The following is a 14,594-nucleotide window of genomic DNA, read 5'->3' as shown; positions in this document are numbered from 1 at the left end:
TTGAGCCTTGGAAATTACACAGGAATGGGAAAACGAGTTTCAAATCGGCACCAAATAAAATTGACCGCTAGGCCACGCCAGTATTGGCTTTCTCTACAAATTAACCCGGTTTAACCGGACACTACTGAGCTCATGACATTGAACAAAGAAAAACCGAATGGCTGAAGGTCATCTTCAATTTGGACTGTCCTGTGGTGCTGGACTACACCGACGACCACATCCAACACCAGACCGTCATGAGCGATTTTTATCGCATTGCCCTGGAGCGTGTCGACCAAGTGGTGTGTTCTTCTCACCAACTCCAAAAAAGCATCTCGACGGTTTATTCAAAGAAAATATGCGTTGTTGAAGATGCCGTCGAATACCTGCCACTGCCGCCCAAAAGCGCCCCCAACAAGCCTCGACGCTTGTTGTGGTTTGGCCATCATTCCAACATCGCAGCCTTGCAGCGCTTCTTGCACACTTTCCATCCACCGATGCCTCTTGAAGTGCTTGTGCTGAGCACTGAACAGGGTTGCCAGATGCTGCAATCAAGTCCCCAGCCTCAGCGTCCATCCGTTCGGCTGCTTTTCAAGCTCTGGTCCATCGAAGAAATGCCCAAAGCTGCGGCGCAATGTGATGCGTGCATCATCCCGGTTGATGATTCCAGTCCCGCAAAAAAAGGGGCCAGCTCCAATCGCCTGTTAACGGCACTTACTCTTGGTTTGCCCACTTTCGTCGACTTGATTCCTTCGTATTTGCCATTCCGTGATTTTGTTACCGATTTGCAAAGTCCACAGCGAGATCAATTGATCATGGATCCGCAGTCTGATCAGAGTCAAATTGAGCTTGCACAGCGGTATATTGCAATGAACTACTCTTTTCAGTCCTTAGGTCAGAAATGGCAAAATACCCTTGCATAAATAAAAATATATATTATGTTGACAAATAAATCCAAACACAAATCAGGTCAGTTCAATGACTATGGCGAATTAATTCATTTACAAAAAAAGTATTTTGTCAAACAAAGACAAGACTTACTGTCACTCCTGCCAACCAACCGCTCATACAACTCCATTATTGAATTCGGGTGTGCAGATGGGACAAATTTATCTTTTTTCTCTGAAAAATTAAACATACCACATGATCAAATTTTCGGAGTAGATATTTGCTCCTCAATCGAAAATAATAACAAATTTAAATTTTTCCATAAATCTGCCGAGGAATTTCTTTCACAAGACAAGAACTCATATGAGTTGATATTACTTTCCGATGTGCTAGAGCACATTTACAATCCATGGAAAATGTTAACACAACTCAAATCAAAACTAGCCACGAAAGGATGCATACTAATCAGCGTTCCGAATTTGCAAAACTTAAATTATTTAAATGCCGTGAATTCAGGAGAATTTAATTATACATCAAGCGGTTTATTTGATGAAACGCATGTACGATTTTTTTCACTCAAAACATTATCAAATTATCTTGAAGATCTGGGGTACACAATCTTAAAAACATCCTTTAGACCAGACCACTCGCTATCAAAAATTCAGCAAGCAGCTCAAACTCACTTATTAGAAAACAACCATCTAGATATTAAACTAAACAACTTAACAGTTCGACTAGATAAAAACAACATAAACCTCTATATGGGTCAGCAAGTTCTAATTTGTGCGACATATTAGTAAAATTTAAAATTACATTTTTTAAATTATAAGTTATTTATATTTTTGAAGAACCATCATTGCGCCATTCGGAATGCCGAATATATTGAAATGCATCAACATCAACTTGCTCCACCCTCAATCCAAGTTGTTCAACCGACTTAGATACAGCAATTTCAGCCGCGATGCACTCTTCTTTTGAGATTCCAATTGGAAAACCATTTATCTTCAACAAGACGTCTCCCCTTAGAGCCCAAACCAAAGCGCGCAGATGTCGTCCAGTTACACCAGGCTCGATCCCCCACTTTTTCATCATGTATAAATAAAATTCAACTCTTCCAACCTTATTTCCAAGATTATTTAAACCAACAACGTAATTAAGAACACTATTTGAAATTAAAATCCAATCTTTATTCCATTTGGTATTAATACTCTCACCAATCACTCCTATATTCACATCAGAAAGTCGCGCAATATATGCTTCAATAAACGAAAAATTTTTGATTACGCATTCATCTTGCAAAAATATATAGTATTTATAATCAGGAAACTCACGAAATGCACAGTCCCAAGCTCCAATATTCATTCCAGTATTCGGCCGGTTAATACTCACCACTCCAGGACAGAAAATATCATGACTGACCGAATCAACATCGTCATTATTAATGACAACAACAATATCGTAACGATTGTCAATCAACGAATTTATTAATTCCTGAAGAATTGATTTTGGCCTCAAACTATAATGAGACACAACAATTAGTATTTTACGATGGGACATTATTCAAACCCCAATAAAATATATATCTTTCAAAAACCCTGGACAATTACCACCTGGTATTTTTCAGGGCGTTTAGGTAAAACTCTTCAAATACCCATACCATCTTGGCTAGATCGATGCGCATCCCACCAACCATTGGCCATAGGTGCGTGACTGAAGTCTTTAAAACATGGCGATCCCAGGGTGTAGTGCACCAACTTGGCTTGCGGGTTGTCTTCGTACTCGGTGGCCAACCAATTCCATTCTTTGGGCAAAGTCCCTATTTGCGCATCATCCAGCCAAGAAAACCTGTGCAAATAAGAACCGGGCTTGTCCTGAATGAACTCAGGCGTCAGCACTCGGTTGGCAGGGTGGCTGCAGTTCCACAGAATGACACTTGACCAATTTTTACGTGGGTAATCTTGATTTTTGTTGCCCAGGTATTTGATGCTGGCTTTGGTTTTGTAATCGTGCATCACCACCTGCACTGCCAGGCTGGGGTCAAACAAGTCCATCAACTCGGCAATGTCAGCGTGACAGACCATGTCGCCATCGGCAAAAATCGCTGGCCCTTCAAATCCACACAGGTAGGGCGTCAAAAAGCGCGAGTAAATGAAGCGGTTGCTGCCATCGGTGTGGGTCTCAGTGTAGAACTTGAGCGCGTTGATAGCCAGTGGAGTGAACTGCACTGGGCGCGAGGCCTTTTCAAGAACACTTTGGCAAAACACATGGTAGGCCACAGCTTCACGCTGATCAAAGCCCACCACCAATGGGATCGGCTTCATGCCACCAAACCAGAGAAATGTTTGACCGCACGGGTGACAGCGGCAGACCAGTCGGCGTCTCCGCGCTCTTGCTCCACCAGCTTGACCGAGGGGTACCACAAGCTGCGGCCGTTGACTTCGTTGAGCCAATACCAAATACGCGCAACACCAAAAGACACGAGGTTGAAGGTTTCCTTGTTCAACGCCCCGGCCAAATGGGCCGTGGAGTTGCTGGTGGTCAATACCAGGTCACAGGCTTCAATCAGGTTGACCAAGCCTTCCAGATCATTGAGGTTGTCCACCTCGCTGTACTGCAAGATCTCAATGCCATGCTCAGCCTTAAGTTCAGCAATTTCTTGTGCCACGTCGCCATATTGCAAATTGACGAAGACCATGCCCGGTTGCTGCAGTAAAGGCAACAAGTCTTGCAAACGCATGCTTTTCTTGGAACCCATGTCCTTGTTTTTACTTTGCCAGGATACACCGCAGAGCTTTTTGCCTTTAGGGCACAACACCGATCGAATTTTCTTGGCCATTGCCGAATTGGCTTTGAGGTATGGGCCGGCAAATTTCTGGACAGACTCGGCAGTGAGCTTTAGCGCCTGACCCAAATCACCCATGGGCAAATGGGAATCGTAGGCTGATTGTGGCAAGCGCTCCTCGGATGACACGAACTCGATGTTGGGCAGGGCACGGCTGAAGAGCTTGATCAACCTAGGGTCTGTCTGTACAGTAATCTTTGTGGCCAGTTTTTGCGCTGCCTTGAAATGTGCACCCCAGAAAACCTCATCACCGACCCCTTGCTCTGCCCAGATCAGCAAGTGGTCTGATTTTTTCTCAGGCGACCACTTTGGCCGAATGGTGGTCAGTTTAGGACGCCTCTCAAAACTATTACTCTCCCAACGCCACGTGTACTCATCCCAAGCACGCTCGAATTGACCAGCCTGCAAAAGACAATGGCTAAATCCATAGTGGACTTCTGCATTTTGCGGTGCAACTTCAACCGCCAACAGATAGGTTTGAATTGAACTAGCAAAATCTCTCAAAATTAGATGCGTGGTTGCAAGGTTTATATACGCTTCAGGCTCACTGGGTAACAAGTCAATGACTTTTGCATATTCCTTCTTAGCCTCTTCATAACGTTTGGAAAGTCCAAACAAATTAGCCCTATTGAGTAATGCCTGAGAATAGTTGGGCTGCAATTCAATCGCACGATCAAAACTTCTGATCGCCTCGTCCCTTTTGCCCAATGTTTCCATGATGTTACCGCGGTTAAAAAACAACAACTCATAATCGGGCATCAATCGGATCGCGCAGTCGATACAGGTGGCAGCATGATCATGCGCCGCCAGCTGGGACAGCACATTGCTTTGACCCAGAAAAGCCAATGCGTAATTGGGCTTGAGTTCGATAGCGCGGCTGTAGCCTTGCAAAGCTTCTTTGTACCGATCTAGACCAAACAATGCATTGGCCCGGTTGTATTGCAACTCATAGTGATTGGACTTGATGGCCATGGCACGGTCAAATAATGAAAGGGCATGACCGTACAACTTATCTTGTGCCAGCAATACGCCGGCCAAATACAAAGCGTCAAAATTTTTAGGTTCGGCTTCAATGACTTGCGCATAGAGGTCAAGGGCCTCTTGCAACTCATGCTGGCGATGATGGGCCATGGCCTTTTGCATGACTTGGGGAATGGACTGGATCAAAATTTTCACAAGGGGTCCGGCTGTAGCCAAAAGCTCAAGTTTAGCGAAACGTGGGCACTCAGCCCGCACCCGGCCAGTTTTTATCTTGAACAAGCCACAGAGCCAGCGCCTTGTGGCCGTGTTTTGCATCTGGCCACACTGCCCTCAGCGGCCTGTCCTTGACTGAATGGGACCACCGGCAGGCGGTCATCGCCCCCAAGATCCTCAAACCACCCCAGCGACCGATCTGTGGCCGCCCCCAAGCCGCTGGCGTGGCTAAGGCTGTACACATCATCGCCCAGCCCACTGGCCCAAAACACCCCCACCGCCTGGTGCGCGGCCGCGCCCAGGGCGTACCAAGCGGCTGTGTGGTGGTTGTTGCCACCGGCGTCCACCAGCACCCCCATGCCCTGCTGAAAGCCCACCCCTTGCGCAAACACTTGCGCCGTGTAGTGGTCATCGCCCGCCAGATCCACCAACAGGCCCAGGCCCCCAGGCGTGTCAGCGGCGCCGTCGCGACCTCGCCAGCCCCGGCCAGCGCCTTGGCCCATGGAGGCATTTCGATCTGGCAGTTGTGACGAAGCTTGAACCACGCGCGCATTGCCCAAAACATAGCGGTCATTGCCCGCCGTGTTGATCAGCCAGGCCGCCCCCAGCGGTCCTGCGCTGCCTTGTGCATGTGTCAAAGCCGTCATGGCATCGTCGCCGTCCCCTGCCATCAGCAACGCCAGCCCATCCAGCGCAAAGGCCTGGGCATGGCCAATGGCCTCCATCTGGCTGCCCGCAGCGCCAGTGTGAGAGGCATCTATCAACACACCCGCACCCATCAAGACCGCCCCCTGCGCCAGCCAGGTGCCGCTGTATTGATTGCGTCCATCCCCGTCCCACAACAGGCCTAGACCCAAAAATCCCACCGACGGGTCGGCCCCCTCGTGCTCGCTGATGTAGGTGTCGTTCCCCCGCAAATCCATGAACACACTGACCGGGTTGTGTACCGATCGGGGCCTGAAACGGTAATGGTCATCGCCCCCCAGACTCACCCACAACAAAGGGTCTTGCACCAGGTGCCGCCCTGACTTGCGTGTCGTGTCCAGTCGCACCAGACCCCAAGGCGTGCGGTGCTGCCACACCAATGCTGGCCACGCGCGCAGTGCCACGGTGCGCTGCAAGTGGTCCGCTGCCTGCAGCAACACCGCCATGCCCCGCGCCAAAGCCACTTGGTTGACCCGCCCCAGCCAGTGGCGCACATCCACCGCATCGTCATCTCTGAAGTCCCCCCGCAAAGCCTGTCGCAACAGCACCGCCCGCAAGCTGTCATCGAGCCGCAAAAGCTCAGGGCCCAGCTCTGCCAAGGCCTCGTCCAGCGCTTGGCGTGCCACCACTACTGCCTCGATTTGTTGTGCCCACGCCGAACGCAAGGGCTCGGGCAAATCCCGCCTCGACGGCGCCACCATCAACCCACTGCCGCTGGCACGGGCCAAGCGCAACAAAGCGTCCGGCAAAGGATCAGCGCCGTTGAACACCGGCTTGCCCAGGTCCGGGGTCTGCGGGCCCAAGGTCCAACGTGCCAATGTTTGCCAGGCCAGCAGCGGGTCTTGCGCGGACAAGCGGGCGCTGTGCAGCGCCTCACGGGCCAAAATGGTTGCTTGCTCGGGCTGCGCCAACACCGCCTGCACCCAGGGCAAAGGCGTCAAGGTCTGGGGTTTCGGCGGGGGTTCTGCCCCCGCACCGAACGACCAGCTTACCAGCAGGAGTGCCAGCCACACCCAAACCAAGCGCTGAATGGCGAGGCCCATGTGGCCGATGGCCCGACCCAGACGCTCAATCGCTGCGCTGCGGCGGTAAAACGGGTTTTTTGGAGTGGGCATTCCAGCTGGCCAGACACAACAAAGTGGTCACCGCCATGTAGCGCAAGACACTGAACCACGAATAAAAAATGCGCGAGTGGCCGGACAAACGCGTGTTCATGTGAACCGGCACCTCGGTGATGCGCAACTGTGCATGTCGCAGCAGCATCAGCACCCCCACATCTTGGTAGTCGAGCAGCGTCGCCTCGCTGCCAGCCAACACCTGCATGGCCTGGCGGTTGTAATAGCGAAAGCCCGACGTCAGGTCCTGGAACTCAAAACCCGAAATCGCCTTGAACCAACGCCAAGCCAGTTTGCGCAGCGGGCTCACTCGTTGGGGGTGGGCTCCGATGACCACATCGGCCTGGTCGGCGCGGGCCAGCAAGGCGGGCAGCTCCTTCACCTCGTGCTGCCCATCGGCGTCCATGGTGATCACCGCATGAAAGCCCTGCGCCAGCGCATGGCGAATGCCCAGCTGCATGCCGCCCCAGGCCCCCAGGGGCAACACCGGGCGCGCCACCTGCGCTCCGGCGCTGCGCGCCAAAGCCCCCGTCTCGTCACTGCTGTGGTCGTCCACCACCAACACATGCTGCCAGCCAGCCGCGCGTACATCGGCCACCACCTGGGCGATAGTGGCCGCCTCGTTTTTGGCCGGAATCACCACCAGCACATCGCTTTTTTCGGGGGCCATGAGCGGGTCAGGCAGCGCCAGGCGGTAAGCGTCGTGCACCCGGCTGGCCAGAGCGCCCAAAGCGTATTCGCCCCGAATGGCCTGGGCACAGGTGTCGATCGAAAAATGCGACTCCAAGCCCTGACGCCCTTGCGCACCCCACGCCTTCAACTGCGGCCTCTGCGCGGGCAAGCCCGACAACACCGCCACCCAAGACTGCACATCGTCCACCCGAATATGGCTAAGCCCCGCACCCGCCATTTGCACCACCCAAGGCATGCCCGAACCCTGCAAATTGGCCACCAGACAGGGCTTGGCATGGGCCATGGCCTCTAAAAGCACCACGCCAAACGCCTCGGTACGCTCACGCGAAGCCAGGCAAAACGCTTCACACGAATCCAGTAACTGGTGCTTGAGCCCCTCGCTCACCTCGCCCAGCAAATGGATGCGCGGCACTTGCCCTGCTGGCGTGAGCGTTGCCACCAGAGCCATCAGCTTGGCCATGGCCTCGCCTTGCCCGGCAATCACCAACTGCACCCCCTCGCTGGCGGCCACCGCCCGCACCAAGGTCTCAAAGCCCTTGTAATGCGCCAGCCGCCCCACCGACAACAAGCGCACTGAGTCGCCTTGCCAAGGCAGTGCTTCGGGCTTGAGGGGCAGCGCTTGCAGATCGGTCTTGATGCCCAAAGGCACAGCCGAGCACTTGTAATGCCACTCGGCCAAAGGCTCGCTGGCTTCCAAATAAGTTTGCGACGTGGCCACAATGCGGTCAGCATGCTCCAACACGGCTTGCTCAAAGGGCCGGTAGGCCACATAGGCCAAACGCAAGGCACGCGGGCTTTGGGCCGACACCACCACATCCGAATGCCAATGCACCACCCACGAAGTGCGCCGGGCCGACGCCAAGGTCAAGGCCCAAAACACCGCCACGTTGGGCATGTGCAGGTGCAGCACATCGGGCTGAAAACGCTCAATGGCCTGCGCCAGCGCCCCCCTGAAGCCCAAGGCGATCGGCGTGTACACCAGGCTCAACTGCACTGGCACGCGCACCAGCCAATCGGGGTCATGGGCCAAAGGCTGGCCGTGCACCAAAGCCGACACCTCCAGGCCTTGTGCCTGCTGGGCCAGCACCAATTCGGCCAAAAACGACTCCATGCCCCCCCGATCGGGTGGAAAAAACTTGCCAACATGGAGCACGCGCACGGTCATACGAAGATGCTAACTGATGGCGTGATTTACCAAAGAAATGGCTTTTGATATAGATTGGAAATCTGGTTTCAGGACGAAACAGGAAAAACCAGCAATTTATTGAGCGTTTGTTTGGCCACATCTCTTGAAAAAGTTCGGCGAATATTGTCCTTGCCGTTGATGACCAAAGAGTTCCAAAGGGTCTCATCGCTGTAAAGCCGCAAGAGCTCACGTGCGAAATCCTGAGGGGTATCGGCCACCAGAACGTGTTTTTCGTGTAACAAGTCCATACCTTCAACCGCCATGGAGGTCGCAACCACAGGTAACCCATGAGCCATGGCTTGATTGATTTTTCCTTTGACACCCGCGCCGTAGCGCAATGGCGCAATCGAAATCCGGCTTTGCGACAACAGATCGTCTAAATCTTGGACGAATCCCAGCATCTCAACACCAGGAGCATCGAAGTTTTGCAATTTAACAGGCATCTTGCTGCCAACGATGCGTACCCTCATCTCGGGAACTTCGGCATGCACGATGGGCCAAACTTCCTTCAAGAACCACTCAACGGCATCCACGTTGGGCAAGTGCTGAAACCCCCCCACAAAAAGAAGATGGTGTCTTTGATCTGAGGCCTGCGTATGCTCAACAGGTTCATGGACATTGGACAAGATTTCCACCCGAGCATCGGGTAATTCCAGTGCGAGCAGGTTTTTCTCCACAGGACTGACAACGAGTGTGACATCACTGCTTCTCATGACCAAAAGTTCCTGTCGCTTGGTGGCGGCAGCCATCTCAGCGAGTTTCTCAGACCCTTCTAATTGGGCCATTCTCTCTTCGCGCAAATAGTGCAAATCGACGGTATCGAACCATAAGCGAGCCTGCGGTGCGAACATTTTCACGGCTTTCAACAGAGGATGCGCTATGTAGTGACGACACAATACGACAACGTCATAAGACGCACCATTTTGTTTAAGTAATTCTGTGACAGATTGAATGTGGGGGCCATGCCAAAATTCAACACCGAGTTGCTGCAAATCTTTAGCATAGGGTTGCTGATATTCCAAGTTATCAGCAACAAAGGTCACATGTAAGCCCATGCCCACCATGACATCAAGAATGGCGCGCATCCTTACAGAACCCGAGTCAGTGTCTGGTCGAACAATACAAGCATCCACAACCAGCACCCTTCCACGGGCATCACGATTGATCTCTCGGTTTGGATTGTCACCGTTGGGGCGATGTGCCTCAAGAGTGGTTTTCCAACGTTCATAGAATATTTTTTGGTTGAGAACTTGGTGACGTTTGATGCCCTGTCCGACATCGGTGCCAGAAGTAATGCCTTCGTGATGCACGATCAGTGCTTCAGGTTGGTAGTAGACCTTTTGACCCCTCTCGCGAATCCGAGAGGCAAGATCAGTATCTTCGTAATAAGCGGGTGCATACCTGGAATCAAAGCCACCGAGTTGTTCCCATTCTGATGTCCGAAGAATTAAGCAGGCGCCAGAACAATAGTCCACAGCCCGCAAGTAACGATAAGCAGGATTTTCAGGATCCTGAAGTCTTCCCCAGTTCCAGGCCGAGCCATCTTGCCAAACAATGCCTCCCGCCTCCTGCAATTGTCCGTTAGGGTAGACCAACCGCGCACCTACCATGCCCGCATCAGGGCGCTGGGAAAAAACCGCAAGAAGTGCATCCAGCCAACCATGTGTTACCTGCACATCGTTGTTGAGCAAAAGAAGGTAATGGCCGCGTGCATGTCTTGCAGCCGCATTGCAATTGCCAATGAATCCAGAATTGCGATCCTGACGAATCCATCTGACACCTTTTACACATTTCAGAACCGATTCAGCTGGCTCAGGTGAAGCATCATCGGTAATGATGATTTCGACGCGCTCCAGCTGGGTATATTCTTGCAAGCTATGGAGACAGTTGTAAGTATGAAGATGTTGCCCATAAACAGGAATCACAATCGACACCAACGGCACAACATCCACCGAACATGTTCCCAATATCAAGGGCTCGATGGTGTTGCGCCATGGAGGAATACGTTCATCCAGCGGCAATTGAGGCGGCTCAGGCAGTGTCAATTTGCTGCGGATACGAGAAAGCAATGCCGCCACACCTTGCGTAAGCAGAATTCGCCAAGCCATCGGCCATTGACGAGTACCTCTCTGGATAATTTGCTGTATTTTTCTGAGCATTGAATAAATTTGTCTAATAAGACCCCCAACAGCTCGAAAAGGAGCCGTCAGTCGCCATGATCGGCTCGTCTCATAAAACTGAACCAAGGCTTGCCGTTCATGATCAAAGTCCTTCACCACTTGATCTTGTAGCGACTTAAGCTCGTCAATCTTTGAATTGAGTTCGTCAATCTCTGAATTGAGTTCGTCAATCTCTGAATTGAGTTCGTCAATCTTGGGCTGGAGTTCACCGATTGTCCCGTGCAACTGATCCATGACTACAAACCATGGTCTGCCTTCTCTAGCTTGGATATCTTGTAACGAAGCGTAAAGCTCATCGACTTCACGCAATCGTACTTTCAATGCTTGACGGGATTGCTGGTGGCCACATTCGACTCCATGTAAAAAGAGCACTTGCAGAGACAAATTTTTATCGTCAATAACACCTCTGGTTTCCGAGACGTCCGACTGATTTTTCAGTGATGGCGTCCAAACCACATTAACACTTGAATTCTTAATCCAGCCTAGCCAAACTCGCAGATACGCATCACGACGGCTTAATTGGAATTGCAAATGATCCCCAGAGACAATCTTGGGTTTGGGGTGAGCTAGAACCAGCAAAGCATCGAGGATCTCTGCGCTGTTGGCATTGGATGGGTACAGTTGATGAACAACTTGGCTCTGCAGCAAACGCTCAGAGACTGCGCCAGATGATTCCTGCGCGAGTATAGGCAACCCCGTCATCAGGGCTGCGTCAAGCGTATAAGACCAAGTTTCCGGAACTTGGCCAGGAACCCACAAAACATCAGCGCGTTGTAAATCCAGCAAATGAGGTAGTTGAGCGTCCGGGTATTCACCGGTAATGGTCAGAGGTAGGGCTGGCCAAACGGGGACAGCGTCAGATGTGTACCCAACGATCGTAAAGAAGACCGCAACCTCATGTTTTTGAGCCCATTTGGCTGCTGCAACCACACGATGCAAGCCTTTGAAGCCGGAAAGCCCCCCTGGAATCAACACTTTCACAGGTGAGGGTCCGGACCCAACATGACTGATCCATTCGTGACGAGGAGGATGCGCCATCAATTGAAATGTGATGTCAGGAAAATGTTTTTGCATCCGGCTGCTTACAGCCTGAGATGGCGCAATGACACGTTCGGCTTGCCGAAGTAGCGCGTACATCTCTTCTCGCCAAACCTCCACCCGCCATTGCCATGGGTTGGGCCTCAGTTGAATGCATTGCTCGCATTTTTCGAGTTCCGGTTCACCACAGTAGTTGACATCGTCTTGACTAAGATTATTGCGCGGACAATAAAGGCCAAAGTCATGCATCGTGATGTCAAGAGGCACCAACAACTGACGGTGCAATTGCAAAATTTCAGGCAGATGTCCATGCCAGTGGTGCAAATGCATTCTCTGGTAATGCCGGTCACGCAGTAAATTGATCGTCTTGTTGCGATCAGATTGTTTCCAAACGATCCTTTGCCCACTGCTATCTTCCAGACTCAAACCATTGGAGCCAAACGGGCGCAAAATTTCAATGCGCAAGGCATGCCCCGCCAGCTCAATCAGGTCCTGAATGTGCTTTTCAATCCCGCCACCCATGGCGTGAGTGACGAACAGCACCGCTGGCGGCAACGGGTACCCCATTGGCGTCTTGCCTTGAGCACGCAAGTGTTGAACAACGCGTTCACGAGCAGGCTCAACAGGGTCATTTGCGATGAACTCTTCAATCTCTTTGTTGTAGTCGGGATACAGTTCCGTCAGCTGTGCCAAGTTAAGTTGCTTAAGTGCTGCTGTATCGTCCAAGAACGAACGGCCGCCATGGTGTATCACAAATGCAGCGGGACATAAGCGATTGATAAATCCGGCTGCACGGACTCGCATGCAAAAGTCATTTTCTTCACCATACCCGCGCCCAAAACGTACAGCATCAAAAAGCCCCACACGATCCAGCGCACGCCTCCTGATCAACATGCAAAAGCCTATGGCCGTTGGAATGATTGGACAGTGTCCATCGTGGGCCTCAACAAGCGCCTGAACAAGGCTGTTGACGTCAAAGGCATTCGCAGGTGTATTGCCACAGAGTTGTGGATAGGAGCAAATTTCAGCATTGTTTGAAAACGGCGTCACTGTGGCTGTTTGCGGATCGTTATCAGCACACTCTACTAGCCGCTCAAGCCACCCAGGGGTGACCAAGGTATCGGAATTAAGAAGTACAACATCATGATGGCTGAGTGCCATTGCACGGTTGACAGTTCCGACAAAGCCAAGATTTTCCATGTTGCGCAAAACAATCAAGGGCAACGGGGCATCTGTTAATTTTTCAAGCTCCAGCAACCAATCGTTGATCCGTTGATCAGTTGAAGCATCATCAATGAGCGTAATGCGGGCCGTGCCACCACGTGTATTTTTAAGCACGCTCTCAAGGCAAGCCTTTGCTTCATGATGCGCGTTATAGACTGGAATAATGATGTCGATCATGCTGCGTGCTTGCGAAAAATCAGAACCACGTTATCTTCCCAGGCCCATGTTTGATTGACTTGCCATAACTGCTCAATGAGTTTTTGCTGATGCGCCACTTGTGCTTGCAACGCCTGCAAGTCATCGGCTGTTTTCAAACCAAGCTGCTTGAGCAATGATTGCCATAAAGTAAGCGGCTTTTGAATTGCTTCGGCAACCAAGGTTGGTGGCGTCATTTCGAAGTGTCCCACACAGCGCGAAGGAATATCTTGGCTGTTGTACTCTAGGCTCAGGCCATGAACTTGCGCCACGCCAGCAATGAGTGCAGGGTGATAAAAACGGACATGCTCTGGATCACGCCAAAAGCCAAGCAGTTGACTGCGTATCGATTCCGGATCTGGAAAAGTAAAAACGGCAAGACCGCCTGGCAACAGCGCTTGTGCACACAATCCGACCAGCCGATCCACAGCACTCATTGGAAGATGCTCAACAAAATGTGAGCAATAAAGTGCATCGTAAATGGCGCTGGATTGCTCGAGAAAGTCTAGCGCGTCCGCATGATGCACCTGATGCCCCAAGCTACGGGCAAAGCGAACAGCTGCTGGGTCACGTTCAACACCCTGCGCATGCAAGCCTGCGCGGCACAAAGCCTCCAGCATGACTCCAGTGCCGCATCCCACATCAAGAATTTTTTTCGACTGCTCAAAGTAGGCGACATGTTGTTGTTGCATGCGAAGCAATAGATTGTGGTCGCGCATGCCCAGGGCATAGACCCCATAATTCCATTCATTTTTTTGACCCGATTGGCGCTTCTCGGTCGAAATATTCTTCAAAGAAGAAAGCCAGCGTTGAGCGTGCTCATCCGTCGGAGCCAACGGGTCCTGTTCTGACTCAACACGCATGGCCACCCCCATCGCCAGGGTGACACGAATCAGGTCCAAAGTGGCGCCACACAAGCACTCGAACACCACAGCATCCGGCTTATAGGCCATCAAATGGTTGACGAATTTTTCAATCACCTTGAACGGCAAAAAAACAGCCTGGATCTCTTGCCAACACGTCGAAAGCGTCAGAGTATTGCCAGCGATCAAGCAGTCTTGCGCCTGCAGACGATCGTCAAAATACAAATGAAACGGTGGAATTTGCGCTGCCAATCGCTCAAATCTCACCACCACAGGCATTAAGGATTGTGTAGAAGGCAGTTCCATTGGGTTAAACATTGATGAATGGTTCTGCTAAAGGAAGGTGACTTAGCCATTCATTTTACTCACCCCGTCCAAGCTGTGGGGCAGTTAAGGGCCTCCCACGCAGCATTGGCAATGTTTTCGCTCTAATCAATGCGTCTCTGGTCGGTTATGCGGTCATGCCCAAGTATGATTTCACAAGAGGATGAA

9 protein-coding genes are annotated in these 14,594 nt (G+C 51.5%); 2 read left to right on the top strand and 7 right to left on the bottom strand.

The annotated features are described in order from the left end of the window. Positions 1–236: 236 nt before the first annotated feature. The gene (locus B9Z49_RS07465) at positions 237–902 is read left to right on the top strand and encodes a glycosyltransferase family 4 protein (RefSeq protein ID WP_146188494.1); all 666 of its coding nucleotides are present in this window, start codon (positions 237–239) and stop codon (positions 900–902) included. A gap of 15 nt (positions 903–917) precedes the next feature. Next, positions 918–1,664 carry a class I SAM-dependent methyltransferase gene (locus tag B9Z49_RS07460; protein ID WP_108352786.1) on the top strand — a complete coding sequence of 249 codons (747 nt, stop codon included), beginning with the start codon at positions 918–920 and terminating at the stop codon, positions 1,662–1,664. Positions 1,665–1,701: 37 nt separating this feature from the next. Here B9Z49_RS07460 and B9Z49_RS21545 read toward each other — a convergent pair whose 3' ends face one another. The 7 genes from B9Z49_RS21545 to B9Z49_RS07430 form a co-directional block, all read right to left on the bottom strand. Then, positions 1,702–2,424, bottom strand: a complete 723-nt coding sequence (locus tag B9Z49_RS21545) for a hypothetical protein (RefSeq protein ID WP_146188493.1) — start codon at positions 2,422–2,424, stop codon at positions 1,702–1,704. 86 nt (positions 2,425–2,510) lie between these two features. After that, complete coding sequence (locus B9Z49_RS07455) at positions 2,511–3,188, bottom strand: glycosyltransferase (RefSeq protein ID WP_108352785.1); 678 nt, start codon at positions 3,186–3,188, stop codon at positions 2,511–2,513. After that, the gene (locus B9Z49_RS07450) at positions 3,185–4,885 is read right to left on the bottom strand and encodes a tetratricopeptide repeat protein (protein ID WP_158273443.1); all 1,701 of its coding nucleotides are present in this window, start codon (positions 4,883–4,885) and stop codon (positions 3,185–3,187) included. Before B9Z49_RS07450 ends, B9Z49_RS07455 begins: the two co-directional genes overlap by 4 nt. A gap of 71 nt (positions 4,886–4,956) precedes the next feature. Then, a complete protein-coding gene (locus tag B9Z49_RS07445; protein ID WP_108352783.1) occupies positions 4,957–6,723 on the bottom strand; it encodes a hypothetical protein in 1,767 nt (588 codons plus the stop codon). Continuing rightward, positions 6,677–8,581: a glycosyltransferase gene (locus B9Z49_RS07440; protein ID WP_233254545.1), complete on the bottom strand. Its 1,905-nt coding sequence runs from the start codon at positions 8,579–8,581 to the stop codon at positions 6,677–6,679. The genes B9Z49_RS07445 and B9Z49_RS07440 overlap by 47 nt, the downstream gene beginning before the upstream one ends. A gap of 68 nt (positions 8,582–8,649) precedes the next feature. After that, entirely contained in the window at positions 8,650–13,221 is a 4,572-nt protein-coding gene (locus B9Z49_RS07435; RefSeq protein ID WP_108352782.1) for a glycosyltransferase, read from the bottom strand. Beyond that, the gene (locus tag B9Z49_RS07430; RefSeq protein WP_158273442.1) at positions 13,218–14,408 is read right to left on the bottom strand and encodes a bifunctional 2-polyprenyl-6-hydroxyphenol methylase/3-demethylubiquinol 3-O-methyltransferase UbiG; all 1,191 of its coding nucleotides are present in this window, start codon (positions 14,406–14,408) and stop codon (positions 13,218–13,220) included. The genes B9Z49_RS07435 and B9Z49_RS07430 overlap by 4 nt, the downstream gene beginning before the upstream one ends. Between the last annotated feature and the right edge of the window lie 186 nt (positions 14,409–14,594).

The sequence above is a fragment of the Limnohabitans sp. 2KL-51 genome (assembly GCF_003063645.1).
Lineage (GTDB): Bacteria > Pseudomonadota > Gammaproteobacteria > Burkholderiales > Burkholderiaceae_C > Limnohabitans_A.
This window is presented reverse-complemented; position numbering and strand designations above follow the sequence as displayed.

Bases quoted from the DNA above. Each gene is read 5' to 3' on its own strand.
- B9Z49_RS07460 (WP_108352786.1), top strand. From the start codon at position 918: ATGTTGACAAATAAATCCAAACACAAATCAGGTCAGTTCAATGACTAT.
- B9Z49_RS07440 (WP_233254545.1), bottom strand. From the start codon at position 8,581: ATGACCGTGCGCGTGCTCCATGTTGGCAAGTTTTTTCCACCCGATCGG.
- B9Z49_RS07455 (WP_108352785.1), bottom strand. From the start codon at position 3,188: ATGAAGCCGATCCCATTGGTGGTGGGCTTTGATCAGCGTGAAGCTGTG.
- B9Z49_RS21545 (WP_146188493.1), bottom strand. From the start codon at position 2,424: ATGTCCCATCGTAAAATACTAATTGTTGTGTCTCATTATAGTTTGAGG.
- B9Z49_RS07435 (WP_108352782.1), bottom strand. From the start codon at position 13,221: ATGATCGACATCATTATTCCAGTCTATAACGCGCATCATGAAGCAAAG.
- B9Z49_RS07465 (WP_146188494.1), top strand. From the start codon at position 237: ATGAGCGATTTTTATCGCATTGCCCTGGAGCGTGTCGACCAAGTGGTG.
- B9Z49_RS07445 (WP_108352783.1), bottom strand. From the start codon at position 6,723: ATGCCCACTCCAAAAAACCCGTTTTACCGCCGCAGCGCAGCGATTGAG.
- B9Z49_RS07430 (WP_158273442.1), bottom strand. From the start codon at position 14,408: ATGGAACTGCCTTCTACACAATCCTTAATGCCTGTGGTGGTGAGATTT.